The organism is Nonomuraea sp. NPDC050691 (assembly GCF_040654455.1).
In the GTDB taxonomy this organism is placed as follows: domain Bacteria; phylum Actinomycetota; class Actinomycetes; order Streptosporangiales; family Streptosporangiaceae; genus Nonomuraea.
Genome location: NZ_JBFAIA010000042.1, coordinates 16629 through 42378 on the forward strand (window position 1 = coordinate 16629; position 25750 = coordinate 42378).

A 25750-nucleotide genomic window follows, 5' to 3' on the forward strand; every position below is an offset into this window, starting at 1 on the left:
GCGTCAGGCGGGCAGTTCCAGCACCCTGGCGTGCAGGATGGAGCGCTGGTGCAGCGCGGCCCGCAGCGCCCGGTGCAGGCCGTCCTCCAGGTAGAGCTCGCCCTGCCACTGCACCACGTGCGGGAAGAGGTCGCCGTAGAAGGTGGAGTCCGCGGCGAGCAGAGAGTGCAGGTCCAGCATCGCCTTCGTGGTGATCAGCGAGTCGAGCCGGACCTGACGCGGCGGGATCTGCGCCCACTCTCGGTTGGTCAGACCGTGTTCGGGATAGGGGCGTCCGTCGCCGACCAGCTTGAAGATCACCCCATAGAGTTTAGGAGAGATTCAGCCTCGATGTGCCGTTCGCGAGAATTCTCGATGCCGGTGATGGGGGTCTTCAGCCGAGTTGCCCGGTCGCGCACGACGCCGGCTTGCCGGATCCGTACCCCTGCTTGAAGGCGTTCATCCGCTGCTCGGAGGAGCCGTGCGTGAACGATTCGGGGTCGACGCGGCCCTGGGTGCGCTGCTGGATCCGATCGTCGCCCACGGCCGCCGCCGCGTCCAGCGCCTCGGCGATGTCGGTGTCGGTGAACGGCTTGTCGTAGAAGCCGGTGTCGATGGCGTTCTTGGCCCACACGCCCGCGTAGCAGTCGGCCTGGAGCTCCGTCGCCACCGAGCCGCCGCCCTCCAGCGCGCCGGTCAGGTTCTGCACGTGGTGCCCGTACTCGTGGGCGATCACGTACGCCTGGGCGAACGGGCCGCCCTTGGCGCCGAACCGGCTGTGCAGGTCGTCGAAGAAGCTCAGATCGAGGTAGACGCGCTGGTCGCCGGGGCAGTAGAAGGGGCCGACCGAGGAGTCGGCCGCGCCGCAGGCCGTGCGGACGCCGCCGGAGTACAGGATGGTCTTGGCGGGCCGGTACCCCGAGACCTCGTCCTTCCAGTAGTCCTGGATGCTGTTGACCACGCCGATCACCCGGCATTTCTCCGACTGGTCGGCGTCCTTGCCGGTCTTGCACTCCTGCGACAGGTTGGAGGCCGGCTGCCGCTGGGCGGGCTGCTCGCCGCCGCCTCCGCCGCCGTTGTTCAGCAGGAACACCACGACCATGACGATCAGGGTGACGATGCCGCCGCCTCCCACGACCATGCCGCCGGGGAAGCCTCCTCCTCCGCCGCCACCTCTGCCGCTGCCGCCGACGTCCTCCACCTGGGAGGAGTCGAGGTTGACGTCGTCTCGGAAGTCCATCGCCAACGTCCCTTCTCGTGTGCCCGCATCTCAGCTTCCCGAAAGAGGGCTGGAGATTCCACGGAGGTGATGGCTGCCGCCCGGGCCGGTCCCGTATGTCCCTTTCCGGACATGTCCGATAATCTTCGGGAATGACCGCAGGCTTGATCGGGATCGCGCTCGTGTCCCTCGGCATGGTCCTCACGCCCGGGCCGAACATGATCTACCTCGTGTCGCGCTCCATCACGCAGGGCCGCCGGGCGGGGCTGATCTCGCTCACCGGCGTCGCGCTGGGCTTCACCATCTACCTGACCGCCACCTGCCTGGGCCTGACCGCGATCTTCGCGTACGTGCCCGCCGCGTACACCGCGCTGAAGCTGGCCGGGGCCGCGTACCTGCTCTGGCTGGCCTGGAACGCCGTCAGGCCCGGCGGCACCTCCGCCTTCGAGCCGCGCGAGCTGCCCGCGGAGCCGCCGCGCAAGCTGTTCGCCATGGGCCTGTTCACCTGCCTGCTCAACCCCAAGATCGCCATCCTTTACCTGTCACTGCTGCCCCAGTTCATCGACCAGGAGATGGGGCACGTGCTGCTCCAGAGCCTGGCGCTCGGCTCGGTCCAGATCGCCATCGGCACGCTGGTCAACGGGATCATCGCGATCAGCGCCGGCACCCTGGCAGCCTTCCTGGCCCGCCGCCCGCTGTGGCTGCGCGTGCAGCGGTACTTCATGGGCGCCGTCCTCGGCGGCATCGCCATCCGCCTGGCCACCGACCGCTCCAAGGCCCTGCTGGCGGCCTGACGCCCGGCACCCGTCAGGCCGGGGGAAGGGGCGCCTTCGCCGTGCCGGGCTCGGTCGCGGCGCGCCGCCGCCGGGAGGCCCGGCCCCGGCCACGTTCCGGAAGCAGCGTGAGCAGCCCCAGGACGGCCAGCGCCGCGCCGAGCCAGAGTGGCGCCCGCAGCCCGTACGCGTCGATGGCCAGCCCGCCGCCCGACGACCCCACGATCACGCCCAGCGTGATGAACGACGAGTGGACCGTGTTCACGAGGGGGCCCGCGTTGCCGGCGCGCTGGACGCGGGTGACCATGGCCGGGTTCATGGTGACGCCGACCAGGCCGACGCCCAGCATGAACGTCACCGCCGCCACGTTCACGTGGGCCAGCAGCGCGAACCCCGCCAGGAACACCGCGTTCAGCGCCAGGCCGTACACCTGGACCGCGATCGTGTGCCGGTCGGCGAGACGGCCCACGACGTGGTTGCCGGCGACCGTCGCGGCGCCGTAGGCGACCAGCAGGTACGGGACGGTCCCGGTGGCGAACCCGGCCAGGCCGGTGAGGATCGGGTTGAGGTAACTGAACGCGGAGAACGTGGCGCCGATGATCAGGGTGCTGGTGAGGAACGCCGACAGCAGGCGTCCGCCGCGGAACACCGCGAACTGGCCGCGCAGGCCCTCGCCCTCGACGCCGCCGTCGTCGCGTCCGGCCCGCGGAACACCCCAGAGGGTGGCCGGCGCGGCGACCAGGGTGAGCGCGCCGACCGCCCAGAACGCCGCCCGCCAGCCGAACCGCTCGCCGATCATCGTGGACAGCGGCAGGCCGAGCAGAGTGCCGACCATCAGCCCGTTCATCACCACGGCGATGGCCCGGCCGCGCACCTCGGGCCGCGCGAGCCGCACGGCCAGCGAGACCGTCACGCCGAAGAACGCCTGCGAGGCGACGCCGGTGATGATCCGCGCCGCCATCATGACCGGGTAGGACGGGGCCACGGCCGCCAGCACGTTGCCGGCGAGGAAGACGGCGAACAGCGTCATCAGGGCGTCCCTGGGGCGCAGCCGCGACACGGCCACGGTCATGAACGGCCCGCCGACGGCCATGGCCGCCGCGAAGGCGGTGATGAGGTACCCGATCTGCGGGATGGTGGCGCCGAGACCGCGGGCCATCTGGGGCATCAACCCGGCGACGGCGAATTCGCTGGTGACCATGGCGAAGATGCCGAAGGCCAGGACGTACACGGATCTGGGCAAGAGGTGCTCCCCAAGTTTTGCACTGATCAGTGCAGAATGCGGGCGTGAGGGAGGCGCCGGAGGGGCCGGCGCGTGGGTGGGGACGCGGGCACGCCCCTGGAACCGGGCCGGCGGGAAGTCAGGCGGTGGCGGTGACGGCGTCCAGCGCGGTCTCGGCGATGGCCTCCAGGACGGCACGGTCGGCCCCGCCCTGGGCGGCGACGCGGATGCCGGCCGTCACGGCGTTCAGATAGCGGGCCAGCGCGGCCGGATCGCGGGGAGAGCGTATGTCGCCGTCGCGGCGCCCCGCCTCGACGGCCGCGCGCAGCGTCTCCAGGCGGCGCGCCGCGTCCTGTTCGAGAAGCCGGGCTATCTCCGGGTCGCGCCCGCCGAACTCCACGGTCGTGTTCACGCCCAGGCATCCGATGCTGGGCGCGTCGCCCCTGAACGTGAACTCGTCGTCGATGATTTTGGCGAACAGCGCCCGGATCCGCTCGATGGCGGGCCGGTCGCCGTCCTCCAGGATCTCCGTCTGGGTGGCCGTCATGGCCTCGGTGTAGCGGGTCAGCGCTCGCCGGAACAGCTCGTGCTTGCTGGTGAACGCGTTGTAGACGCTGCTGCGGTCCAGGCCGGTGGCCTCGCACAGGTCGCGCGTGGAGGTGCCCTCGTAGCCGTGCAGCCAGAAGGCCCGCATCGCCTGTTCGAGGACCCGGTCCTCGTCGAACGTCCGTGGTCGCGCCATGGGGGCACGCTACCGGTTCTGCACCACTTGATGCAAAACTGTGGACGGGATGAACCCCCGGAGACCGATCAGGCGATCACCCTCCGACGCGCAGAGCCTGGACGGCGGCGGTGATCTCCTTCCGCTGGTAGCCACCCGTGGGCATGGTGGCGCCGTGGGCGTGGCGGATCACGCCCTGGGAATCGATGAGGACGGTGCCTGACTGCTGAAGCGCACCGAAAGCCTTCCTGTTCAGGCCGATCATCTCGTGCGGGGTGCCGCCGCCGCGGCCGACGAGGACCGGGAACGGGATCCGGCGCCTGGCCTTCCACTCGGCCGCTGTTTCACGGTCCTCGGGAACCGCGACAAGCACCCGCACATCGCCGGCGGCGAGCTCGTCGCGACGCCGGACGAGGTCTTGGACGTGCCAGTTGCAGACCGGGCACGTCGTCGACCGCATGAAGTAGATCAGCACGGCGTGCTTGCCCTGGTGGTCGGACACACGGACGGTGTGGCCGTCGGTGTCCTCCAGCACCACGTCGGGTGCGGGCGATCCGGTTTCGAGCATGGTGGAACTCCCCTTCGGCTCGGGTTGTGGAAAAGCGGCGCTCAGGTCAGGCGGCGGTGGTTCCGGGGTCGCGCGGGACGCCGGTGGCGTCGGTCTTCCCGGCCAGACTGAGCCGGACCCTGCTGCGAGCCCGGTGCAGCTGGGACTTCATCGCGGCGTTGCTCAGGCCGAGCGTCTCCGCGACTCGCCGCCCCGGGTGGCCCAGGACGTCCCGCATGATCAGAACTCGGCGCTGGACGTCCGGCAGCTCCCTGATCGCCTGCGCGACGAGCTCGGCTTCCAGGCGCCGGATGACCTCCTCCTCGGCCGACGTCACCAGACCGGCACCGGGTTCGTCATAGCGGTCGAACAGCGACTGGGCACGGCGCAGGCACTCGTTCCGGACGATTCTGAACATCCACGAAGCCAGCGCCCCGGTGGCGCGCAGTGAACCGATCTTCCGATAGAGGATGATCAGCGCTTCCTGCGCGGCGTCCTCGGCATCCTGCGGCGACGCACAGAGATGCTCCGCGAAGCGCCGCACGTGAGTGTGGGCGCCATGGACCACCGCGGTGATCGACTCTCGATCACCGGCCTGCGCCGCCTCGATGAGCTGCGTGCTCGCCCAGCCGCGGTCAGCCACGTCCGCACCCTCGCCACCGCGACGAGGCCCCTTGTGGCGCCGGCGGCACAGCCGGCATCACGACGTCACCCATCCGCATCTCCTCCCAGCGTGACCGTCACCCCCATAAGAGGCCTCGACAGCGCGAAAGGATTCACCTTCTCAGGACGAACCTCGCCGGGCACACCCGTCCGCCGTGCTCAGTCGCCCAGGCCGCCTGCCGCCACTCGGGCGGAAAGATGGGATCGGCGCCGACGACGAGGACCCGGCGGGGGTTGTCCAGATCGAGGACCAGCAGCGAGCGCAGCCGCTCGTCGATGTCCCGCCACCGCGCGAGGACCGTGTCGTGGTCGATCTCTTCCGGCGGGTTCGTCTCTTCAGGAGGGGTCGTGCGGAGCGTGTGACCGAGTGCGTGGGCCAAGCGCGTGTGGGCGCGTGCCAGCCGTACGAGCTCGCCGAGGTCCTTGCGCGCGACGTCGCGCACGGCCGCGGGCGCTCAGTCCGTACCCATGGCCGGCCACCGTAGCCGACGATTGGTGGCTGACGAGGGCGGGCCGCTCGGAGACGTGCGGCCTGTGCGAGTCGGCCATGACGCCGGCACTCGTGGCGCGGGCCACGGTGTGAGGGGTCGCGTTGCGGTGACGCAGACTTGGGACCGGAAAGCCGGAAGGGGTGTGCCGTCACGACGGCACACCCCTTCTGAGCTGGCGGAGGATAGGGGATTTGAACCCCTGATAGGTTGCCCTATACACGCTTTCCAAGCGTGCGCCCTCGGCCACTAGGCGAATCCTCCGCCGACGAGCTTACCGGACTTCCGGTGGTGGGGAGACCACGATTTCCGTGGCGGATTTCGCTGCAGCGAGCACTGCCGGATCCCGCTAGACTGTCCACGGACCCCTCGCGCGGCGTCATCCTGTGAACCTCCCCAGGGCCGGAAGGCAGCAAGGATAAGCGGGCTCTGGCGGGTGTGCGAGGGGTTCTCTTCGTTTGGGCCCCTCGCAGGCGGGATGGTCGCATGAGCCTTGCGCTTTATCGCAAGTACCGACCCGGGACCTTCGCCGAGGTCAAGGGACAGGAGCACGTCACCGATCCGCTGCGCCAGGCGCTGCGTTCGGGGCGCATCAACCACGCCTACCTGTTCAGCGGCCCCCGGGGATGCGGCAAGACGTCCAGCGCCCGCATTCTGGCCCGTTCCCTCAACTGCGAGAAGGGCCCCACCCCCGACCCCTGCGGCGTCTGCGAGTCGTGCGTCGCCCTCGCCCCCACCGGCCCCGGCCACCTCGACGTCATCGAGATCGACGCGGCCTCCCACGGCGGCGTCGACGACGCGCGCGACCTGCGCGAGCGGGCCTTCTTCGCCCCGGTCGCCGCCCGCTACAAGATCTACATCATCGACGAGGCGCACATGGTGACCCGCGAGGGTTTCAACGCGCTGCTCAAACTCGTCGAGGAGCCCCCGCCGCACCTGAAGTTCATCTTCGCGACGACGGAGCCCGAGAAGGTCATCGGCACCATCAAGTCGCGCACCCACCACTACCCGTTCCGCCTGATGCCGCCGGCGACGCTGCGCGCGCTGCTGGAGGAGATCCTCACCTCCGAGAGCGTCCCCTTCGAGCCGAACGCCCTGCCGCTGGTCGTGCGGGCCGGCGCCGGGTCCGCGCGTGACTCGCTGTCGATCCTCGACCAGCTCCTCGCGGGCGCCGACGACGCCGGCATCACGTACACCAAGGCCGTCTCCCTGCTCGGCTACACCGACGGCGACCTGCTCGACGAGATCGTCAACGCGTTCGCCGCCCGTGACGGCGGCCGGGTCTTCCACACGGTCAACCGCGTCATCGAGGGCGGCCACGACCCGCGCCGCTTCGCCTCCGACCTGCTGGAACGTTTCCGCGACCTGGTCATCCTGGCCAACGTCCCCGAGGCGGTGTCCAGCGGCCTGCTCGACCGCCCGGCCGACGAGCTGGAGCGCCTGGTGCAGCAGGCCGGCTCGATGGGGCCCGCCGAGCTGACGCGGGCCGCCGAGGTGTTCAACGCCGGGCTGACGGAGATGCGCGGCGCGACCTCACCCCGGCTGCTGCTGGAACTGATGTGCGCGCGGGTGCTGCTTCCCGGCGCCGCGAAGGGCGAGGAGGCCCTGCTCGCGCGCCTCGAACGCCTGGAGCGCGGTGGCACGCTCGCCGCGATGGCCGCCCGCGCGGGTGCGCCGGTCCCGGGCGGAGCCATCGGGACGGCCGGTCAGGGTGGAGTGACGGGTACGGCCGGACAGGGCGGTCCGGCTGGCTCTGGCGGTCCCGTGGTCCCCGTCGCCGCCGCTCCCGTCGCCCCCGCCGTCCAGCCCGCCCACCCCGGTTCGGCAGGTGACGCGCCGGGTGCGGGAGGACCCGCCTCCGAGGGGGCGGGCGTCGAGGGCCAGGCCACGGCCGGCGGCCACGCGGGCGTCGGGGCCGGTCACCCGGGTGCCGGGAGTGGTCAAGCCGGTGCTGTCGCGGGCGGTCCGGCCGTCGGCACGCCCGGTGCCGCGCAGCAGGACGACGGCTGGCCCGAGACCACGCGGCCCGGAGCGCCCGCGCAGCAGACCTCGGGACACGCACAACACGGACAACACGCCGCCACCGGCCCGGCCCCGGGCGCGTCGGCGGGAGCCGCCCCGGCCGGTCAGGCGGGCGGCCACGCCCCGGCGGGACAGCCGGGCGCCGGTGGAGGCTCAGGGCTCGCCCTTCTCCAGCAGCAGTGGCCCGCCGTGCTGGCGGCGCTGAAGCAGCGAAGCATCGTCGTCTGGGCCAATGTCAGCACCAACGCCCAGGTCGTCGGCGTCGAGGGCAACCTCGTCACCCTCGGCTTCAGCCAGGTCGGCGCCATGAAGAACTTCACCGGCGGCGGCAAGGACGCCGTCGTGGCCGCCGCGCTGGGTGACGTCCTCGGCAGCACCTGGCGGGTGGAGTCGGTCGTCGGCGGCTCCCCGGTCGCGGGCGGGTCGCGTGGCCCCGCGGGCGGTCCGCCGCCCGGCCCGGCCCGGCCCCAGTCGCAACCGGTGCCGCAACAGCCCGCCGCTCCGGCGTCCCACGCGCCCGGCGGCCCGGCCTCGCACGCGCCGTCCGGCCGTACGGGCTCGCACGGCTCGTCCCACGACGGGAGCGGCGCACAGGAGGCCGGCGAGCCCGGCGCCGCTTCGGCCCCTCAGGGCGTTTCGGGGCAGCACGGTGTTTCGGGGCATCAGGGCGGCTCGGGCCAGCCAGGTGGTTCCGGGCCTCAGGAGACTCAGGCGCAGCAGGCGGGCCGAGGTCAGGCGTCCGGTGGGCACGGCAGGCAGACGACCGACGAGTCGTGGCCCGACGCTCCGGACGATCCCGGCATGGGTTCGCCGCCCACTCCCGATCCCACCGACACCAATGCCGCCAGGGGCGGCGCGTCGTGGGGCGGAGAGCCGGCCTCGCAGGATGGCGCACTGGCGGCGGCCGGCCTGGCGAGCGGCGGCACGGCGGGTTCCGGCGCGACGAGCAACGGCGCGACGAGCAATGGCACGGCAGGCTCCGGGGTGGTCGGCTCCGGTCTGGCCGCCGCGCGGTCCGCGGCCAAGGCTGCGGCGCAGGCGGGCCCCCGGGCTCCCCGGGCTCCGGGGTCGCGCCCGGCGTCCGCGTGGCCGGAGACGGTGCCGGGCCGCGGCAGGGTGCCCGACGCCGACGATGTCGATCCGCTGAACGACGCCAACGCCGACGTGGACGAACTGTCCGGCATGGCCCTGCTCCAGCGGGAGCTCGGCGCCACGGTCATCGGCGAGATCGACCACACCTGACGTCGTCCTGTCCTCGCAGGTCGGAGTTCTCCCGGGTCCGAGGTGTTTCGTCCGGGGGCTGTGAGTCCGATCCCCGAGGTGCACGTCTCGTCCCTCGGGGCCTACGCGTCGTCCTCGTGGTTCACGTCTCCTCTCTGGGGTTCCGCGCGTCGTCCCCGAGGTGCGCGCCTCGTCTCCCAGGAGCCGTGTCTCGTACCCCGGGGGTTCGCGTCTCGTTCGTCGGGGTCTACGCGTCGTCCTCGGGTTTCACGCCTCGTCCCTTGGGCCACGCGTTGCCCCAGGGGTTCGCGTCTCGTTCGTCGGGCCGTGTCTCGTACCCCCGGGTTCGCGTCTCGTCTCGGGCCCTCGCCGCCTCGGGGCGCTCGCTCAGGTGTCCTTGCCCTGAGGACGCCCGGGGGGCGATGGTCTCGCCGTGAGGGGCGGTGATGGGGTGAGGGGGGCCTCCTTGCGATGCCGGATGGTGGCTTCATGACGCGCTCGTAAAGGCGCGGGCAGTGGTGGGCGTTTCGGGGGAGCCGGGGCATGCTCACACGATGACGCCGGGAGTCGCGTGGGCGCGTCGGGAACTGCGCGGGTGAAGGGGGCGGTCGCCTCACCGCAGCGGCAAGTGGTGGGCGGTGCGGCCTTTCGGCGGCGTGGCGGCAGGGGCACGAGGCGCAGAGGTGGGCGCGGACCGCTGTGAGCGGGCTGGCAGGTGTAGAGGCGCGCGGACCGTTTGGAGGGCCGGCAGGGTGTAGAGGTGTGCGGGAACCGCTGTGGAAGGTGGCCTGCAGGTTCAGAACATGGGCGCGAGCCGCTGTGAGCGGTCAGCAGGTGTAGAGGCGGGCGCGGGCGGCGGCGGCGCGGTGGTCGGCGAAGGGTAAGGAGTCCGCGAGCCGTTCGAGGATCTGCAGGTCGTCGCGGCCGTTGGCGGTCTGCGCGTAGGTCCACAGGTCGTCGGGCGAGCCGTGCAGCAGGAGGCAGGCGCGTACCTGGACCTCCAGCTCGTCGCGTTCGCGGCGGATCTCCGGTGACTCCGAACGCGGCAGCAGCGGGCCCTTGTACGTGCGTGCCAGCGCCGCGGGGGCGTTGGCCGCCAGCAGGCGTCTCAGCTCCAGGAAGTCGGCCTCCACCGGGGAGGTCAGCCGATACGGCTTGGCGCCGATGGTCCCTCGGAGCTGGGCGCGCAGCCGGTGGATCTCGGCCCTGATGGTGACCGGGTTGCCCGCGTCGCCGTACAGGTGGAAGGAGAGCTGTTCGGCGCTGAGGCCGCGGGGGTGGAGCGCGAGCAGCGCGAGGATCTCGGCGTGGCGGAGGGAGAGCGGCAGGCGGCGCTCACCGACGGCGGCCGTGGGGATCACCTCGCCGAGGAAGCCGAGGCGGAGCGTGGGCGGCGTGGCCGTCGTCGCGGCCGTGGCCGTCGCCGTCGCCGTCGCCGTGGTCGTGGTCCGCACCAGGTAGCCGCCGCAGAACGGCTCCAGCGCCGCCGTTCTCCCGTCGCGCAGCGGCAGGCGGTCGCCGGCGGCCGGGAGCTGCACGCGGGGGCCGAGGGTGCCGCCCGGGTCGCCGGCGATGACGCGGCCGGTGGCCGACAGCAGGATCCCGGGCCTGCCGCGCAGCTCCTCGTACCGGCGGACCAGCCGCTCGTCGCGTTCGTACATGCGCAGCGCGAGCTGTGACTCGGCGAGCCGGGCGGCGGCGCCGACCAGGGCGGCGGTGGCCGGGTGCAGGCTGGGCGCGGTGCCGCTGACGTCGACGCAGCCCAGCACCTCGCCCGAGTCGGGATCGACGATGGGGGCGGCGCTGCACGACCAGATGTGCAGCAGGCGCAGCAGGTGTTCGGCGGAGTAGACGTTGACCGGGCGCAGGACCGCCAGGGCGGTGCCGATGCCGTTGGTGCCCATGCGCTCCTCGGACCAGCCGTGGCCCTCGCTCAGGCCGATGCGGTCGGCGCTGCGCATGACGCCGGGATTGCCGTCGCGCCACAGCACCCGGCCGTCCCTGTCGGTGACGACCACGATGTGCCGGGACTCGTCGGCCACCCGCGAGAGCGTCTCGGTGAGCAGCGGGAGCAGGGGGCGCAGCGGGTGGGCGTCGCGCACGTCGCCGAGGCGGGACAGGTCGAGGGTGAGGGGGGCGGGGCCGTCCTCCGGGTCGACGCCGGCCTCGACGGAGCGGCGCCAGGAGGTGGAGATGAGCCACCGGGCACTCTCGCCTCCGCCGGTCCCGCCGATCGTGACTGGCCCGCTCCCAGCCCCGCCGATCGTGACTGGCCCGCTCCCAGCCCCGCCGATCGTGACTGGCCCGCTCCCAGCCCCGCCGATCGTGACTGGCCCGCTCGCAGCTCCACCGGCCCCGCCGGTTCCGCGGCTCCCACGGGTCGCGCCCGGACCCGATGCCCTGTCGCGTGCCGCCGGGCCGGGCTCGGCGGGCCCGCCCGCTCCGCTCAGCGCGTCGTCGTGGGCGGCGCGCAGGCGGCGGGAGTACGCATCGAGATCGGCGTAACTCATCGGCCACTCCAAGTAGTCGACCCGTATGGCGAGCATCCGCGCTCGGAGGCGGTCGGCGCAAGTACTTCGACGTATCGCGCACAGTGATTGCGCAGTCGCAACGTGTGTGCAACGTGAGGGAGTCTACGGTCGGGCACCGAACGCTGGCCCGGCGCGGCCGCTCCGGCCGGCGTGCCGGCCGGGTCTCGGACACTGGAGGGGGGCCGGGACCCGGCCGAACAGAACCACCTGAGGCGAAACACTGGTAAGCCCCCAGTACATGACGGGCGCCAAACACCGTAGGCTCGTGGCAGTCAAGAACGCGGAGCCACGAGGAGCGCAGACGGTGAACCCAGGGGATGTCAACCTGCAGCAGCTGCTGGAGCAGGCCCAGCTCATGCAGCAGCAGCTCGTGAGCGCCCAGCAGGAGCTCAACGACGCGCAGATCGAGGGCTCGGCCGGCGGGGGCCTGGTCACGGCGGTCGTCAACGGCTCGGGAGAGCTGCTCGAACTCAAGATCGATCCGAGTGTCGTCGACGCCGGCGACCCGCAGGACACGGCCGACACCATCGCCGACCTGGTGATCGCGTCCGTCCGCGACGCGGTCCGGGCGGCGGCCGACCTGCAGCAGGAGAAGCTCGGGCCGCTCGCGCAGGGCCTCGGCGGCGGCGGTCTCGGTCAGCTGCCAGGGTTCTAGACCATGTACGAAGGCGTCGTCCAGAACCTGATCGACGAGCTCGGGCTGCTGCCGGGGGTCGGGCCGAAGAGCGCGCAGCGGATCGCGTTCCACCTGCTGGCGGCCGACCCGGCCGATGTCAAACGGCTGGCGCACGCCCTGTTGGAGGTCAAGGAGAAGGCCCGGTTCTGCCGGGTCTGCGGCAACGTGGCCTCCGAGGAGGAGTGCCGCATCTGCCGCGACCCGCGTCGCGACACCCATGTGATCTGCGTCGTGGAGGAGTCCAAGGACGTCGTCGCGATCGAGAAGACGCGTGAGTTCCGCGGCACCTATCACGTGCTCGGCGGCGCGATCAGCCCGATCGACGGCATCGGGCCCGACGACCTGCGCATCCGCGAGCTCATGACGCGCCTGGCGGACGGCCGGGTCACGGAGCTGATCCTCGCCACCGACCCCAACCTCGAGGGCGAGGCGACGGCGACCTATCTGGCCCGGTTGGTCAAGCCGATGGGCATGAAGGTGACACGATTGGCCAGCGGCCTGCCCGTGGGCGGTGACCTGGAGTACGCCGACGAGGTGACGCTGGGCCGGGCGTTCGAAGGACGGAGGCTGTTGGATGTCTGACCAGTGGAGCGCGCTGGCCGAGGAGATCGCGGCGCACGCGCAGAACTACCTGGATGGCCTGACCAGGGTCGCGGGCGGCGAGGGCGGCGACGCCATCTGGTCGCTGCTGCTGGTCGAGGTCGCGCAGATGAGTCTCGCGGGAGCCAAGCTCGGGGCGAACGAGGATGTGATCCTCTCGGGCAACAACGAGCCTCCGCTGAGTGAGGACCCCGACATCGACGGTGTGCGCACCGCGCTGGCCGAGCGGCTGGGGGCGGTCGACGACTACGCCGAGGTGTTCGACCCGTACAAGGACACGAACGTCACGCCGTACCGGCTGTCCGACGACCTGACCGCGGTGGCCGCCGACCTCATCCACGGGCTGCGGCACTACCAGGCGGGCCGGCCGCACGAGGCGCTGTGGTGGTGGCAGTACTCCTACTTCAACACGTGGGGCAACCACGCCGGCGCGGCCATGCGGGCCCTGCAGGCGCTGGCCGCGCACTCGCGTCTCGACGTCGCGGAGGAGACCACGGCGGTCTGATCCCCCTGTCCACGGAGCGACCCCGTCCGTCCCACATAGTGGTACGGGCCAGCGGCGGCACGAGAGGCCGCCAGTAGACTGGCAGCTCACAGTCCAATCCGGGAGACTCTCGTGGCGCTCGTTGTGCAAAAGTACGGTGGTTCGTCCGTCGCCGACGCGTCCTGCATCAAGCGGGTCGCGCAGCGGATCGTCGCGACGAAAAAAGCCGGCAACGACGTCGTCGTGATCGTCTCAGCCATGGGCGACACGACGGATGAGCTGCTCGACCTGGCCGAGCAGGTGTCGCCGCTGCCTCCGGGCCGCGAGCTCGACATGCTGCTGACCTCCGGCGAGCGCATCTCGATGGCCCTGCTGGCGATGGCGATCGCCAACCTGGGGCACGAGGCGCGCTCGTTCACAGGCTCGCAGGCGGGCGTGATCACCGACTCCACGCACGGCAAGGCGCGCATCATCGACGTGACGCCGAGCCGCATCCGTGAGGCGCTCGACCGCGGCCACATCGCGATCGTGGCCGGGTTCCAGGGCGTCTCGCAGGACACCAAGGACATCACCACGCTGGGCCGGGGCGGCTCCGACACCACGGCGGTGGCGCTCGCGGCGGCTCTGCAGGCCGACGTGTGCGAGATCTACACCGACGTCGACGGCATCTTCACCGCCGACCCGCGCATCGTGCCCGCGGCCCGCAAGATCCCCAAGATCTCGTACGACGAGATGATGGAGATGGCGGCCTGCGGGGCCAAGATCCTCCACCTGCGGTGCGTCGAGTACGCTCGCCGTTTCGACCTGCCGATCCACGTACGCAGCTCGTTCAGCACCAAGGAAGGCACGTGGGTCGTCTCCGACCCTTACACCGAAGGAACCGAGATGGAGCAGCCGATCATCTCCGGCGTCGCGCACGACCGGAGCGAGGCCAAGATCACCGTTGTCGGGGTCCCCGACAAGGTCGGAGAGGCTGCCGCGATCTTCAAAACTCTGGCGGACGCCGAGATCAACATTGACATGATCGTGCAGAACGTCTCGGCCGCGGCCACGGGCCGCACCGACATCTCCTTCACGCTGCCCACGGCCGACAGCTCGACGGCGTTGACGGCGTTGAAGAAGATCCAGGGTGACATCGCCTACGAGTCGCTGCTGTTCGACGACCAGATCGGCAAGGTGTCGCTGATCGGCGCGGGCATGCGCTCGCACCCCGGCGTCACCGCGACGTTCTTCGCCGCCCTCGCCGACGCGGGGGTCAACATCGAGATGATCTCCACCTCGGAGATCCGCATCTCTGTGATCGTCGGGCAGGACGGCGTGGACGCGGCCGTGGCGGCCGCGCACCGCGCCTTCGATCTCGACGCCGACCAGGTCGAAGCCGTGGTGTATGGAGGTACCGGACGATGAGCAGGCCCAATCTCGCCCTGATCGGCGCCACCGGCGCCGTGGGCACCGTCATGCGCGACATCGTGTCCACCCGTGACGACATCTGGGGCGAGATCCGTCTCGTCGCCTCCCCGCGTTCGGCGGGCAAGACGCTGAAGGTGCGCGGCGAGGACGTCGTCGTCCAGGCCCTCGCCCCCGAGGTGTTCGACGGCATCGACATCGCCATCTTCGACGTGCCGGACGAGGTCGCCGCCGAGTGGGTGCCGATCGCCGCCGGGCGCGGCGCGATCGCGATCGACAAGTCCGGCACCTTCCGCATGGAGCCCGACGTCCCGCTGGTCGTGCCGGAGGTCAACCCGCAGGACGCGCGTCAGCGTCCCCGGGGCATCATCTCCACGCCCAACTGCACCACGCTGTCGATGATGGCCGCCATGGGCGCGCTGCACGCCGAGTACGGCCTCAAGGAGCTCGTCGTCGCCTCCTACCAGGCGGTGTCGGGCGCCGGCGTGGCCGGCCCTGCCCGGCTGTACGACGAGGTCGAGGCGCTGGCCGGCGACCGCTCGGTCGGCCAGACGGCCGGCGACGTGCGCAAGGCCCTGGCCAACAAGCTGTCCGACGACTCGCCGTTCCCGGCGCCCGTCGCGTTCAACGTGGTGCCGTGGGCGGGCTCGTACAAGGACGGCGGCTGGGCCTCCGAGGAGGTCAAGCTGCGCAACGAGTCGCGCAAGATCCTCGGCATCCCCGACCTCAAGGTCTCCGCGACCTGCGTCAGGGTGCCCGTGGTGACCACGCACTCGCTGGCCGTCCACGCCCGTTTCGAACGCGACATCACGGTCGCCGACGCCCACCGGGTGCTGGAGGCGGCGCCGACCGTGGTGCTCATGGACGACCCGGCCAACGGGGTCTATCCGACGCCGCTCGACGTGGTCGGCAACGATCCCACCTACGTGGGCCGGATCCGGCAGGCGTTCGACTTCCCCAACACGCTCGACCTGTTCGTGTGCGGCGACAACCTGCGCAAGGGCGCGGCCCTCAACGCGGCGGAGATCGCCGAACTGGTCGCGAGCGAGCTCTGACGCCGTAGCCGCAGGTCAAGGGCGTGCGTGGTCCCGCGAGGGTCCGCGTGCGCCCTTCAGGCGTGCGTGGGCCGTCCACCTGGGGATGCGCGGCCGGTCGGTTCACGTGGCCGGTCGGTTCAAGTGGCCCGTCGGTTCAGGTGGAGCCTCAGCGGAACAGGATGTCCCAGTGGTCCGACTCGTCGGCGAAGACCGTGCCGGCGTCCGAGCGGTACAGGGCCGAGCCGTCGCCGCGCGTCCTGGTCCGCGGGTAGTGGTCGGTGACGTACCGGTCGATGCAGCGGTTGTGTGAGATGTCGAGCTTGTAGCCGGAGCCGTGGCTGAAGCGGCCCGGCGCGTGGCCGGCCTCGGTGCCGCCCGTCACCGTGATCGGGCAGCCGCTCTCGCGCTTCAGGTCGATGATCCGGTTGATCGTGCCGGTGCGGACCTTGTCGAGCGACGTGCAGGTGAAGATGCGCCGGTTCGTGCAGTGCCCGGACGACTTGTAGCGCATCCCCGCCTCCTCCAGGAATCCCGCGGCGAGGTCGTGCGACATCCGCACCATCGGCGCGTTGCGGACGCGGACCTGGTCGAGGTCCGCCACGCGCGCCTCCCGGCGCTTGGCTGAGCCCCGTCGCGGGAGGGCGACGGAGTACGACCTGATGATCACGGGCGGCGTCACCCCCGGTTCGCCGTCCGTGGTCACGGGTGCGGCCGAGGCGGTGGACGCCAGCGCGATGATGGAGATCTCAATGCCGAGGAACGCGACCAGCAGAGGCCGCACTCTTCCACGTATCCACATGTCGATGCCTTTTCGCGGAAATAGCCCTTCCGCCTGAAAACATCAATCCCATGCTTCACACCGGATAACCCGCGTCCCTCCTGGTTTTTGCCCTGTGGTGTCGATCACCGTGCGGCTCCATGACCTAACCCGGTACGAAGCCGTAAAGTGACGAACGTGTCCGAAGCCCGAAACCGAGGATCGGAGAGCACCCGAGAGGTCATCGTCGAGACGGCATTGCGACTGTTCCGGGAGCGCGGCTTCGACGCGACGACCATGCGCGCCATCGCGGCAGAGGCCGGGGTGTCCGTGGGTAACGCCTACTACTACTTCGAGAGCAAGGAGGCGTTGATCCAGGCGTACTACGACCGCGCCCAGACCGAGCACGAGGTGGCCTGCCGCGACCTGCTCGACACGGAGACCTCCTTCGCCGCGCGGCTCAGCGGCGTGCTGCGCGAGTGGGTGCGCGTGTCGGAGCCGTACCACGAGTTCGCGGTGAAGTTCTTCAAGCACGCGGCGGAGCCGACCAACCCGCTGAGCCCGTTCAGCGCGCAGACCTCGCCGGCCCGCGAGGCGTCGATCGCCGTCTACCGGCAGGTCGTCGAGGGCTCGCGCGACCGCATGAACGAGGACCTGCGCGAGGAGCTGCCCGAGCTGCTCTGGCTGCTGTCGATGGGCATGGTGCTGTTCTGGGTGCACGACACCTCGCCGGGCTGCGAGCGCACGTACCGGCTGATCGACGTGACCGTGCCGCTGGTGGACCGGCTCGTGGGGCTGTCGCACCTGCCGGGGCTGCGCGGGATCACCAAGGACTTCATCGCGGCGGTCCACGAACTGCGGGCGTGAGCCCCCGCGACGGCATACCGTCCGGTTGGTATGGTCACCGGGTACGGACGCCGAGCCGGAGGCCGCGATGACGCAGCAGATGACCCCGCAGACGACTCAGGGCCGGAACTGGGGCATGACCCTGCCCTTCCAGGACCGCTCGCTGGCCGAGTCCCGCGAACTGGTGGAGGAGCTGCCCGCGCTCGGCTACACCGACGTCTGGTCGGCCGAGGTGAGCGGTGTGGACGGGTTCGTGCCGCTGGCCCTGACCGCGCAGTGGGCGCCCCGGGTCCGGCTGGGCACCGCGATCGTGCCCGTCTCGACGCGCGGCCCGGGGCTGCTCGCCATGTCCGCCGCCACGCTGGCCGACCTGGCGCCCGGCCGGTTCGTGCTCGGCATCGGCTCCTCCTCGCCGGCGATCGTCGAGCGCTGGAACGCCGGCACGTTCGCCAAGCCGTACGCGCGGACCCGCGACACGCTGCGCTTCCTCAGGAGGGCGCTGGCGGGCGAGAAGGTGACCGAGAAGTACGAGACGTTCGAGATCGGTGGGTTCAGGCTGGAGAAGGCCCCTGTGGAGCCGCCCAGGATCGTGCTGGCCGCGCTGCGGCCCCGCATGCTGCGGCTGGCGGCGGAGGAGGCGGACGGCGCCATCACCAACTGGCTCTCGCCCGAGGACGTCCGGCGGGTGCGCGCGGAGATCGGGCCGGACACCGAGCTGATCGCCCGGCTGTTCGTGTGCGTGAGCGAGGACGCGGACCGGGTACGGGCGCTGGCCCGCCGGATGCTGGCCGCGTACCTGACCGTGCCGGTGTACGCGGCCTTCCACGAGTGGCTGGGGCGCGGAGAGGTGCTGCGGCCCATGCGCGAGGCGTGGGCGGCGGGCGACCGGCAGGCGGCGCTCAAGGCGATCCCGGACGAGGTGGTCGACGCCCTGGTGGTGCACGGGGACGCGGCGACGTGCCGGGCCCGGATCCGCGAGTACGTCGCCAACGGGCTGGACACCCCCGTCCTCGCGCCCGTCCCCGGCGGCGAGGTTCCGCTGGAGCAGGCCGTACGGGACCTCGCCCCCCAACTCTGAGGCGTACGCGCGAACCGCCGGACTCCGAGCTGTCCGCGGGAACCCGCGCCCCGGCTGACGCGTTATGTCGTGAGAGGCCTGGGTAGAGGAGGGCGCATGATGGCGAAAGCAGCACGAGCCGCAGCCGCGTGGAAGGTGTACCGGGACGTCTCCAAGCCCGGCACCCCCGGCCTGATGGCGCGAGTGCGCGCGATCCCACGGCTGATCGGCGCGGTGACCAGCGGCCGGTACGAGGGCATGGGCAAGGGCAAGCTCGCCATGATGGGGCTGGGCGTGCTCTACCTGATCTCCCCGATCGACCTCGTGCCCGACTTCCTCGTCCTGGTCGGCGTGGCCGACGACTTCGGGGTGTTCCTCTGGCTGCTGGGCTCGCTGCTCGGTGAGAGCGGCCGCTACCTCGACCACGAGCGCAAGATCGTGCGAGGCACCCTGGACGGCGCTCCGGCGGTGGAGTAGGCGAGGGCTAGATCTCCTCCATGCGCAGCCAGGCGCGTGACGGCAGCGGGTGGCCGAACAGCCGGGCGGCGTTGCCGTACGCGACCCTGGCGATGTCGGCCGGTGGCAGCGCTCCCAGGTTGCGCGCGACGGACTTCTGCGTGTCGGGCCACGTCGAGTCGGAGTGCGGGTAGCCGCTCTCCTGGAGCACGTGGTCGAGCCCGACCGCCAGCCGCACCCCCGACAGGGAGTGGTCGTTCAGCGTGCCGAAGAAGAAGTTGCGGCGCAGCACCTCGCTGGGCTTGAGGCCGCCGTCCCACTGCGCCTCGCCCGCCACGGGGTGGTCGAGCGCGTAGTCGGCGCGCTGGGCGAGCAGCGGCAGCCAGCCCACGCCGCCCTCGACGATGAGGATGCGCAGGTTGGGGAAGCGCAGCGGCACGCCGGACCACAGCCAGTCGGCGCAGGCGAACATCGCGCTCGTCGGGATCAGCGTGGTGATCGCCTCGATGGGCGTGTCGGGCGACGGCACCGGCGACCAGCTCGACGCCCCGGTGTGCAGGGCGACGACCGTGCCGGTCTCCTCGCAGGCGGCGAAGAACGGGTCCCAGTGGCCGGTGTGGATCGACGGCAGCCGCAGCCGCGTCGGGAACTCGGGGAACACCACGGCCTTGAACCCGCGGGAGGCGTTGGCGCGGATCTCCTTGGCGGCGACGTCGGGATCGGGCAGCCAGGGCAGTTGCAGGCCGATGATCCGCTCCGGGTAGGTGCCGGCCCAGACGTCGATGTGCCAGTCGTTCCACGCGCGGACGAGGGCGAGGCCGAGCTCCTGGTCGCGGGTCTTGGCGAACGGCATGCCCGCCTGACCGGCCAGCATGCCGGGGAAGCACAGGGCCGCCCAGACGCCCGCGAGGTCCATGTCCTCGATGCGGGCCTCGATGTCGTGGCAGCCCGGGCGCATGCTCTCGAAGCGGATGGGGTCGAGGGTCCACTGCTCGCGGGGGAGCCCGGCGCCGACGTCCATGCCGGCGCACGGGTAGGTGGCGCCGCCGTAGCGCCACACCTGGTGACCGGCCTCCGTCTCCACGACCTTGGGCGCGACCTCGGCATATTTCTCCGCGAGCCGGCCCTCGAAGAGGTCGGGGGGCTCGATCAGGTGATCGTCGGCGGAGATGATCACATAGTCGCGCCGCCTTGGGTCAGGATCGGGGAGCAGCGGCGTAGTCACGCAGGTAACCGTACGACGGCGGGATAACGTCGAACAAGCTGCGAAGTCTCCGTTGGGTATCCACCGCGGCGCCGCCGGGCGCTCCGGACGGCCCCGGCCGCCACGTTCGGGGCGGCCGGGCGCGGGACGAGCGGAGCCGCGAGGTGCGGTGCGGCGGGGTGCCGGGCGGCGAGCCGCGGGGCGCGCGGGTGCGGCGGGCCGGTGGGGCCGGGGCGGTGTTCGAGACCCGGGATCGCCGGGAGGGGGATGACGGACGATCCCGGGCCGTGAGGGGTCCGCTTCGTGAGGATGCCGCTCATGCGAACCCCGGCGCGCCTCCTACCCACCGGAGATCGACTCACTCCGGTTCGCCGGATCCGCCGGGGATCCGGAGCTCTCGCCGCCCTTCCGGTCGGCCACCTCGCGCCTGATCAGCAGGATCCAGCCGCCGACGGCCACGCCGATGAACAGCCACCACTGCACGCCGTACGCGAAGTTGAGTCCGCCGCCGGCGCCCACGTCGGGCTCGGGCACCGGGGCGGGCGCCGGATCGGTGGCGGGCTGCTGCCGCGTGAGCTCGACGTATCCGTCCAGCAGTTTGTACGGCAGGCCCTTGCCGATCGAGCCGGGGTTGATGAGCAGGACCTGGCCGGGAGGCAGACCGGGTCGTTCCTTGATGCCGCTCGACTCCTCGGTCTCGCCGAGACGTAGCCGGCCGGTGACAGTTACCTGACCACTCGGCGGCGGAGGCACGTCCGGCGGCGTGTCCGCGGTCGCCCCGGCCTTCACCCAGCCCCGGTTGACGATCACGCCGCGGCCGTCGGCCAGCTTCAGCGGGGTGAGGACGTAGAAGCCCGGCCGGCCCTCCTGGGGCCGCCTGCGCACCACCAGGGCGTGGGCGGGGTCGTAGGTGCCGGTCGCCGTGACGGCGCGGAAGCGGTCGGACTGCTTGACCCCCTGCCCGGCCAGGCTCTCCAGGGGCGCCGGAGCGGCCTCCAGGTTGGCGGTGACGTCGTGGCTGTTGGCCGATCGTTCCTCGAACCGTCCGAACTGCCAGCGTCCCAGGAACACGAAGGCGGGGATCACGAGCAACACCACGACGTGGAGCGCGATCCAGCGGGGCGTCAGCAGGAACCGGTACACCCTTCAAGGGTAGGCACCGCCCCCTGTGCCCCCTCACGCGCCTCACCTCGGGGTTCCGGGGCGGTACACCATGGCCGTGGCGCGGGCGTGACCTTATCGCAATCTGGTCGAAACCCTTACCGAAAGTCAGTTCATCGCGTACGGTCGTGATTCGTGCCGCGAGGCCCGCTCCGGACCCGCGGACGCCCCTTCAGCCGAGCCCCCCGAGAGGCCCTCCAAGAGCCCCATGACCGTGCTTGCCGCGCCCCCCGAGGGACACGCGTTCGAGCTGCCCAAGCTCGCCGTCCTGCTCCGCCACGCCCTGCCGCGGGTGTTCGAGGGCATGATCCTGCCCGTCGCCGTCTTCTACGCGGGCCTGATCGTCTCCGGGTTCGTGGGGGGCGTGGTGGTGTCCGTGGCGTGGGTGTACGGGGGCGTGATCTACCGGCTGGTCCGGCGTACGAGCGTGCCGGGCGGGGTGCTGCTGGCGGCCGGCATGGTGACCGTGCGGGCGGTGCTGGCGCTGCTGTCGGGCAGCCCGGTGCTGTTCTTCCTCCAGCCGACGCTGGGCGTGTTCTGCGCGAGCGCGGCCTTCCTGGGCACCGCGCGGGTGCGCAGGCCGCTGGCCCGGCGGGTGGCGGAGGACCTCGTGCCGCTGCCGCCGCACGTGATGGAGGAGCCGGTCATGCGGCGCTTCTTCGGCCGGCAGTCGCTCGTGTGGGGCTGCGCGCAGCTCGGCAACGCGACGCTGAGTCTGTGGCTGCTGCTGAGCCAGTCGATCGAGACGTACCTGCTGGTGCGGACGTCGGCGGTCGCGGTGCTGCTGTCGGCGGCGGCGCTGCTGACGGTGCTGGACTTCCGCTCCTGCCTGCGGCACCTGCGCCCGTCCCGCTGAACCTCCGGACGGCCCGCTGAACCCGGACGGGTGGCGTGCCTGAACCCGGGCAGGCGGCGGTGCGAGCCGGGCGGGTGGCGCGCCTGAGGGGCGCGCGGCCTCGGGGCCGCCGTCAGGCGCTCTGGAGGCGGGCGCCCGTCCCGGGGAGCGCCGTGACCTGGCGCGGCCCGGCCACCTCGTGCCCTTCGGCGCACCGCAGGTGCAGCTCGATCGCCGCCCCGCAGTCGCGGTGCGTCAGCAGCACCGGAGGGCCGTCGGCGTCGGCGAGGTACCTGTCGCCCCACTGCATGAGCGCGACCAGCAGCGGATACAGGTCGCGCCCCTTGTCGGTCAGCCGGTACTCGTCGCGCTGGCGCTGACCGGGCTCGCGGTACGGCTCCTTGCGCAGCAGGCCCTCCTCGACCAGGCGGGCCAGCCGGGCGCTGAGGACCTGCCGGGGGGCGCCGGTGGCGGCCTGCATGTCGGCGAAGCGGCGTACCCCGCGGAACGCCTCGCGCAGCACCAGGAAGGTCCACTTCTCGCCGACGACTTCCAGGGTGCGCTCGATGGAGCAGTTGTCAGCCCGGAAAGGCAGGATCATGCCTCATATCTTACCTGAGTTCAATTGACAGACTCAGGCGGTTCGGGAGAAGCTGAGTCCATGTTAGGAACTCAGATCCGCCCCGCCCGCGCCGACGACGAGGAGCGGATCGGGCGCTTCCTGACCGGGCTCTCGCTGCAGACCCAGACGCTGCGCTTCTTCACCGGCGTCAGCCGCCCGGCCGCGAGCCTCGTGCGCGCGCTCATCGCCCTGGACGAGCGGCGGGACGCCCTGGTGGCCACGCTCGACGGCGAGATCATCGGTCACGCCATGAGCTACCGGGGCGGCGCGGCCGACGTGGAGGTCGCCGTGGTGGTGGCGGACCAGTGGCAGGGCCTCGGGCTCGGGCCGCGCCTGATCGACGCGCTGCTGCTCCGGGCCGCCGTACGTGGCGCGACCACGGTCGGCATGGACGTCCTGGGCGAGAACCGGCGGGTGCTGAGGATGATCCGCAGGCAGTGGCCGGACGCGGTGATGAAGGTGGTCTCCGGGTCGGTCGAGGTGACGGCTATGATCAACCGGACGTCCGTATTTGCGGAATAACGTTCTGGTGCCTCACCATTGACAATGTGAAGAGTGCCAAGAACGGACGCGACGGGCGCACCCGCATCATCGAGGGAGCCCTGCGCCGATTCAGCCAGGACGGGGTCTCGGCCACCACGCTGGCCAGCCTCCGCGAGGAGAGCGGCGTCAGCGTCGGCAGCTTCTACCACCACTTCGCCAGCAAGGAACACGTCTTCGGCGTGCTGTACGCCGAGATCCTCGCGACCTACCAGGAGGCGTTCGTCGCCGAGCTGGAGAGCCACGAGACGGCCCGCGAGGGCATCGAGGCCGTCGTGGCCTTCCACATGCGCTGGGCCGGCGAGCACCCCGAGCGGGCCAGGCTCCTGGTCAGCGAGCGGCCGCCGCGCAAGAACGAGCCGGGCGGCGACGAGGTCCACGAGCTGCGCCGCGGCTTCTTCCGCCGCGTCTCCGACTGGTGGCGGCCCCACATGGACAACGACCTGCTCCAGCCCGTCCACCCGACCATGTGCTACGTCCTGTGGCTCGGCCCGGCGCAGGAGATGTGCCGGCTGTGGTTCGCCGGCGCCCACGCGCCCACCGACGAGGAGATCAAGGGACTGGGCGAGGCCGCCTGGCAGAGCCTGCGTCAGCGCGCCGAAAGCTGACAGGGCCAGGAGAACCGGCCTGGGGGCGCTCTGGCGCGTTCCAAGCCCGGCCGGCGCGGTCAGGCGGCCTGACGCACCCGGGTCGCCACCCGCCACGACGCCTTGTCCAGCGAGATGTCGAGCCGCAGGTCACCGCGCTGCCTGCGCAGGCCGGGCACCCGCACCCGGGCGTGCACGTCGAACCGTCCCCTGTACGGGTAGCCGAAGCCCAGCTCGCCGGGCAGCACCCGCAGATCGTCACGGTTGCCGCAACGTGGGCAGGTCCACGACACCAGGTCCATGCCGCGGTTGTAGTCGGAGCAGGCGCGGAAGTACTCGTCAGGCACGAACCGGGACTCGCAGGCCAGGCACGGGATGAGCATGGGGCCGCTCCTCTTTCGAACGGTCGAGCAGGGTTCCTAAGAGATATCGCGCCCGGCTTGTCCCACGCTTGCAGAACGCTTGGGTATCTCGGTAACAGTACGGTCACTGTAGGTATCGGATCATGCGCGGGCCTATGCGATGAAAGGATGGACTCTGTGGAACTGGCACGACTGCGCGACCACCTGCTGGAGATCGGCTACACGATCGACGGCGTCCGCGAGCGCCTGGGCGACGTGGCGGCCTCGGCGCTCTCCCGAGAGGAACTGGTGCCGGCGCTGCGCGCGACGGCCGACGGCGATCCGCTGGGCACGCTCATCCGGCTGTGGTGGCTCGGCGTACCGGTCCCGGCCCACCGGGTACCGGCCGCCGTGCGCGAGTCGGGGCTGGTCAGCGCCGAAGGCGGCACGGTTCGCGCCCAGGTGCACCTCCAGCCGTGGGAGACCGGCGGTTACGTGGTCTCCGACCGCAAGGTGCGCCCGGGCGACCCCGCCCTGCGCCCCGGCCACGTGGTGGGCGCCGGCGGAGCCTCGGCGAACCTCGCCCAGCTCGTCACCCGCCGCCCCGTCCAGCGGGCCCTCGACCTGGGCACGGGCTGCGGCGTGCAGGTGCTCCACCTGGCGGGGCGGGCCGAGGAGATCACCGCCACGGACGTCAACCCGCGCGCCGTCGAGCTGGCCCGGCTGAGCTGGGAGCTGTCGGGCGTCACGGGCGTGGACGCCCGTACGGGCTCGATGTTCGAGCCGGTCGAGGACGAGCTGTTCGACCTGGTGGTGTCCAACCCGCCGTTCGTGATCTCGCCCGGTGGCCGCCTGACGTACCGCGAGACGGGCGGCGACGGCGACGCGTTCTGCCGCGACCTCGTACGGCAGGCGCCCCGCCACCTCGCCCCCGGCGGCCAGGCCCACTTCCTGGCCAACTGGCTGCACGTCGAGGGTGAGGACTGGCGCGACCGGGTCGGCGGCTGGCTGGCGGGCACCGGGTGCGACGCCTGGGTGGTGGAGCGCGACGTCCAGGACCCCGCCGAGTACGTCGAGCTGTGGTTGCGCGACGCGGCCGAGCAGGGCACCCCCGGCTACGCGGAGCACTACGACCGCTGGCTGGCGTGGTTCGACGAGCGGAAGATCGAGGCGGTCGGCTTCGGCTGGATCTCCATGCGCAACTCCGGCACGCTCGACCCGGTGGTGCGCCTGGAGCAGCTCACGCACCAGGTCGCTCTGCCGGTGGGCGACTACGTGGACGGCGTGCTCGACGCCATCGCTACGGCCCACCGCGTCGAGGACCTCCAGGCGGCGCGGCTGCGCACGGCCGAGGGACTGCTGGACGAGCGCATCGGGCTGCCCGGCGCCGAGGACCCGATGCGGATCGTGCTGCGCCAGACGGACGGTCTGCGCCGCAGCCGGGAGGTCGGCACGGTCGAGGCCGCGCTGGCGGGGGTGTGCGACGGCGACCTGGCGCTGGGGCCGCTGCTCAACGTGATCGCCGAGCTGGTCGGCGACGGTCAGGTGCTGCACGCCGACGCCCTGCGCCCCCTCATCGCCGAGGGCTACTTCACCCTCTGATCGTCCGTACGAGCCGATCCGTCCGTACGAGCCACGTGACAACCGCGTTGACCGGTGAGGCAATCCGGTGTTGATCCGATGTTGAGCCCTCGGGAGGAAGCTCGGAAGCACGACGCCGGTCCCGGGGGGTTCGAGGCCGGCGTCGGGTCCGG

27 protein-coding genes, 1 tRNA gene and 1 other RNA gene are annotated in these 25750 nt (G+C 71.6%); 15 read left to right on the plus strand and 14 right to left on the minus strand.

Annotated elements, in window-relative coordinates:
- Positions 1–3: 3 nt before the first annotated feature.
- A complete protein-coding gene (locus AB0H81_RS18055; protein ID WP_175604094.1) occupies positions 4–300 on the minus strand; it encodes a type II toxin-antitoxin system VapB family antitoxin in 297 nt (98 codons plus the stop codon).
- 73 nt (positions 301–373) lie between these two features.
- A complete protein-coding gene (locus AB0H81_RS18060) occupies positions 374–1219 on the minus strand; it encodes a neutral zinc metallopeptidase (protein WP_358375648.1) in 846 nt (281 codons plus the stop codon).
- A 131-nt stretch (positions 1220–1350) separates the two neighbouring features.
- On the opposite strand from AB0H81_RS18060, the gene AB0H81_RS18065 reads away from it, so the two are divergent.
- A complete protein-coding gene (locus AB0H81_RS18065; RefSeq protein ID WP_358375650.1) occupies positions 1351–1992 on the plus strand; it encodes a LysE family translocator in 642 nt (213 codons plus the stop codon).
- Between the two features lie 13 nt (positions 1993–2005).
- Here the strand turns inward: AB0H81_RS18065 and AB0H81_RS18070 are convergent, their stop codons facing one another.
- The 6 genes from AB0H81_RS18070 to AB0H81_RS18095 form a co-directional block, all read right to left on the minus strand.
- Positions 2006–3214, minus strand: a complete 1209-nt coding sequence (locus AB0H81_RS18070; RefSeq protein WP_358375651.1) for an MFS transporter — start codon at positions 3212–3214, stop codon at positions 2006–2008.
- 118 nt (positions 3215–3332) lie between these two features.
- Entirely contained in the window at positions 3333–3935 is a 603-nt protein-coding gene (locus tag AB0H81_RS18075; protein WP_358375653.1) for a TetR/AcrR family transcriptional regulator, read from the minus strand.
- 76 nt (positions 3936–4011) lie between these two features.
- Positions 4012–4482, minus strand: coding sequence for a peroxiredoxin family protein (locus AB0H81_RS18080; protein ID WP_358375655.1), 471 nt, complete (start codon positions 4480–4482; stop codon positions 4012–4014).
- Between the two features lie 46 nt (positions 4483–4528).
- Positions 4529–5104, minus strand: coding sequence for an RNA polymerase sigma factor (locus AB0H81_RS18085; protein WP_358375657.1), 576 nt, complete (start codon positions 5102–5104; stop codon positions 4529–4531).
- 133 nt (positions 5105–5237) lie between these two features.
- Positions 5238–5567 (minus strand): hypothetical protein, encoded by a 330-nt coding sequence (locus tag AB0H81_RS18090; RefSeq protein WP_358375659.1) that lies wholly within the window; start codon positions 5565–5567, stop codon positions 5238–5240.
- A 221-nt stretch (positions 5568–5788) separates the two neighbouring features.
- Positions 5789–5876: transfer RNA gene (locus AB0H81_RS18095), tRNA-Ser, on the minus strand.
- Between the two features lie 95 nt (positions 5877–5971).
- On the opposite strand from AB0H81_RS18095, the gene ffs reads away from it, so the two are divergent.
- Together ffs and AB0H81_RS18105 are read left to right on the plus strand one after the other, a co-directional pair.
- Positions 5972–6069, plus strand: an RNA gene (ffs, locus tag AB0H81_RS18100) — signal recognition particle sRNA small type.
- Positions 6070–6098: 29 nt separating this feature from the next.
- Entirely contained in the window at positions 6099–8876 is a 2778-nt protein-coding gene (locus AB0H81_RS18105) for a DNA polymerase III subunit gamma and tau (RefSeq protein WP_358375661.1), read from the plus strand.
- Between the two features lie 806 nt (positions 8877–9682).
- Here the strand turns inward: AB0H81_RS18105 and AB0H81_RS18110 are convergent.
- Positions 9683–11365, minus strand: coding sequence for a GAF domain-containing protein (locus AB0H81_RS18110; RefSeq protein WP_358375663.1), 1683 nt, complete (start codon positions 11363–11365; stop codon positions 9683–9685).
- A gap of 325 nt (positions 11366–11690) precedes the next feature.
- Here AB0H81_RS18110 and AB0H81_RS18115 point away from each other — a divergent pair, with 325 nt between their 5' ends.
- The 5 genes from AB0H81_RS18115 (at position 11691) to AB0H81_RS18135 (ending at position 15608) form a co-directional block, all read left to right on the plus strand.
- Positions 11691–12041 (plus strand): YbaB/EbfC family nucleoid-associated protein, encoded by a 351-nt coding sequence (locus AB0H81_RS18115; protein ID WP_358375665.1) that lies wholly within the window; start codon positions 11691–11693, stop codon positions 12039–12041.
- Positions 12042–12044: 3 nt separating this feature from the next.
- A complete protein-coding gene (gene recR / locus AB0H81_RS18120; protein ID WP_175590161.1) occupies positions 12045–12644 on the plus strand; it encodes a recombination mediator RecR in 600 nt (199 codons plus the stop codon).
- Positions 12637–13167, plus strand: coding sequence for a DUF5063 domain-containing protein (locus AB0H81_RS18125; protein WP_175590160.1), 531 nt, complete (start codon positions 12637–12639; stop codon positions 13165–13167). Before recR ends, AB0H81_RS18125 begins: the two co-directional genes overlap by 8 nt.
- 111 nt (positions 13168–13278) lie before the next feature.
- Positions 13279–14553 (plus strand): aspartate kinase, encoded by a 1275-nt coding sequence (locus tag AB0H81_RS18130; RefSeq protein WP_175604105.1) that lies wholly within the window; start codon positions 13279–13281, stop codon positions 14551–14553.
- Positions 14550–15608, plus strand: coding sequence for an aspartate-semialdehyde dehydrogenase (locus AB0H81_RS18135; protein WP_358375667.1), 1059 nt, complete (start codon positions 14550–14552; stop codon positions 15606–15608). Before AB0H81_RS18130 ends, AB0H81_RS18135 begins: the two co-directional genes overlap by 4 nt.
- Before the next feature lie 148 nt (positions 15609–15756).
- On the opposite strand, the gene AB0H81_RS18140 is transcribed toward AB0H81_RS18135, so the two are convergent.
- The gene (locus tag AB0H81_RS18140) at positions 15757–16371 is read right to left on the minus strand and encodes a hypothetical protein (RefSeq protein WP_358375669.1); all 615 of its coding nucleotides are present in this window, start codon (positions 16369–16371) and stop codon (positions 15757–15759) included.
- Between the two features lie 174 nt (positions 16372–16545).
- On the opposite strand from AB0H81_RS18140, the gene AB0H81_RS18145 reads away from it, so the two are divergent.
- The 3 genes from AB0H81_RS18145 to AB0H81_RS18155 all read left to right on the plus strand — a co-directional run bounded on the left by AB0H81_RS18145 (position 16546) and on the right by AB0H81_RS18155 (position 18727).
- Positions 16546–17214, plus strand: a complete 669-nt coding sequence (locus tag AB0H81_RS18145; protein ID WP_358375671.1) for a TetR family transcriptional regulator — start codon at positions 16546–16548, stop codon at positions 17212–17214.
- 67 nt (positions 17215–17281) lie between these two features.
- A complete protein-coding gene (locus AB0H81_RS18150) occupies positions 17282–18271 on the plus strand; it encodes an LLM class F420-dependent oxidoreductase (RefSeq protein WP_358375673.1) in 990 nt (329 codons plus the stop codon).
- A 96-nt stretch (positions 18272–18367) separates the two neighbouring features.
- Positions 18368–18727 (plus strand): YkvA family protein, encoded by a 360-nt coding sequence (locus AB0H81_RS18155; RefSeq protein WP_358375675.1) that lies wholly within the window; start codon positions 18368–18370, stop codon positions 18725–18727.
- A 7-nt stretch (positions 18728–18734) separates the two neighbouring features.
- Here the strand turns inward: AB0H81_RS18155 and AB0H81_RS18160 are convergent, their stop codons facing one another.
- Entirely contained in the window at positions 18735–19931 is a 1197-nt protein-coding gene (locus AB0H81_RS18160; protein WP_358375677.1) for an amidohydrolase family protein, read from the minus strand.
- Positions 19932–20249: 318 nt separating this feature from the next.
- A complete protein-coding gene (locus AB0H81_RS18165; RefSeq protein ID WP_358375679.1) occupies positions 20250–21053 on the minus strand; it encodes an SURF1 family protein in 804 nt (267 codons plus the stop codon).
- A gap of 226 nt (positions 21054–21279) precedes the next feature.
- Between AB0H81_RS18165 and AB0H81_RS18170 the strand changes: the two genes are divergently transcribed.
- Complete coding sequence (locus AB0H81_RS18170; protein WP_358375681.1) at positions 21280–21927, plus strand: VC0807 family protein; 648 nt, start codon at positions 21280–21282, stop codon at positions 21925–21927.
- A 112-nt stretch (positions 21928–22039) separates the two neighbouring features.
- On the opposite strand, the gene AB0H81_RS18175 is transcribed toward AB0H81_RS18170, so the two are convergent.
- The gene (locus tag AB0H81_RS18175; protein ID WP_358375683.1) at positions 22040–22507 is read right to left on the minus strand and encodes a helix-turn-helix domain-containing protein; all 468 of its coding nucleotides are present in this window, start codon (positions 22505–22507) and stop codon (positions 22040–22042) included.
- Between the two features lie 60 nt (positions 22508–22567).
- On the opposite strand from AB0H81_RS18175, the gene AB0H81_RS18180 reads away from it, so the two are divergent.
- Both AB0H81_RS18180 and AB0H81_RS18185 read left to right on the plus strand, forming a co-directional pair.
- On the plus strand, positions 22568–23050 hold the full coding sequence (locus tag AB0H81_RS18180; protein WP_358375685.1) for a GNAT family N-acetyltransferase: 483 nt from the start codon (positions 22568–22570) through the stop codon (positions 23048–23050).
- A gap of 26 nt (positions 23051–23076) precedes the next feature.
- Complete coding sequence (locus tag AB0H81_RS18185) at positions 23077–23676, plus strand: TetR/AcrR family transcriptional regulator (protein WP_358375687.1); 600 nt, start codon at positions 23077–23079, stop codon at positions 23674–23676.
- A 59-nt stretch (positions 23677–23735) separates the two neighbouring features.
- Here AB0H81_RS18185 and AB0H81_RS18190 read toward each other — a convergent pair whose 3' ends face one another.
- The gene (locus AB0H81_RS18190; protein WP_358375689.1) at positions 23736–24038 is read right to left on the minus strand and encodes a hypothetical protein; all 303 of its coding nucleotides are present in this window, start codon (positions 24036–24038) and stop codon (positions 23736–23738) included.
- Between the two features lie 147 nt (positions 24039–24185).
- Between AB0H81_RS18190 and AB0H81_RS18195 the strand changes: the two genes are divergently transcribed.
- A complete protein-coding gene (locus AB0H81_RS18195) occupies positions 24186–25598 on the plus strand; it encodes a methyltransferase (protein WP_358375691.1) in 1413 nt (470 codons plus the stop codon).
- Positions 25599–25750: the final 152 nt, after the last annotated feature.

Coding starts and splice junctions, on each gene's coding strand:
- AB0H81_RS18150 (WP_358375673.1), top strand. CDS start 17,282: ATGACGCAGCAGATGACCCCGCAGACGACTCAGGGCCGGAACTGGGGC.
- AB0H81_RS18075 (WP_358375653.1), bottom strand. CDS start 3,935: ATGGCGCGACCACGGACGTTCGACGAGGACCGGGTCCTCGAACAGGCG.
- AB0H81_RS18190 (WP_358375689.1), bottom strand. CDS start 24,038: ATGCTCATCCCGTGCCTGGCCTGCGAGTCCCGGTTCGTGCCTGACGAG.
- AB0H81_RS18135 (WP_358375667.1), top strand. CDS start 14,550: ATGAGCAGGCCCAATCTCGCCCTGATCGGCGCCACCGGCGCCGTGGGC.
- AB0H81_RS18155 (WP_358375675.1), top strand. CDS start 18,368: ATGATGGCGAAAGCAGCACGAGCCGCAGCCGCGTGGAAGGTGTACCGG.
- AB0H81_RS18125 (WP_175590160.1), top strand. CDS start 12,637: ATGTCTGACCAGTGGAGCGCGCTGGCCGAGGAGATCGCGGCGCACGCG.
- AB0H81_RS18110 (WP_358375663.1), bottom strand. CDS start 11,365: ATGAGTTACGCCGATCTCGATGCGTACTCCCGCCGCCTGCGCGCCGCC.
- AB0H81_RS18105 (WP_358375661.1), top strand. CDS start 6,099: ATGAGCCTTGCGCTTTATCGCAAGTACCGACCCGGGACCTTCGCCGAG.
- AB0H81_RS18170 (WP_358375681.1), top strand. CDS start 21,280: ATGACCGTGCTTGCCGCGCCCCCCGAGGGACACGCGTTCGAGCTGCCC.
- AB0H81_RS18175 (WP_358375683.1), bottom strand. CDS start 22,507: ATGATCCTGCCTTTCCGGGCTGACAACTGCTCCATCGAGCGCACCCTG.
- AB0H81_RS18080 (WP_358375655.1), bottom strand. CDS start 4,482: ATGCTCGAAACCGGATCGCCCGCACCCGACGTGGTGCTGGAGGACACC.
- recR (WP_175590161.1), top strand. CDS start 12,045: ATGTACGAAGGCGTCGTCCAGAACCTGATCGACGAGCTCGGGCTGCTG.
- AB0H81_RS18065 (WP_358375650.1), top strand. CDS start 1,351: ATGACCGCAGGCTTGATCGGGATCGCGCTCGTGTCCCTCGGCATGGTC.
- AB0H81_RS18195 (WP_358375691.1), top strand. CDS start 24,186: ATGGACTCTGTGGAACTGGCACGACTGCGCGACCACCTGCTGGAGATC.
- AB0H81_RS18180 (WP_358375685.1), top strand. CDS start 22,568: ATGTTAGGAACTCAGATCCGCCCCGCCCGCGCCGACGACGAGGAGCGG.
- AB0H81_RS18060 (WP_358375648.1), bottom strand. CDS start 1,219: ATGGACTTCCGAGACGACGTCAACCTCGACTCCTCCCAGGTGGAGGAC.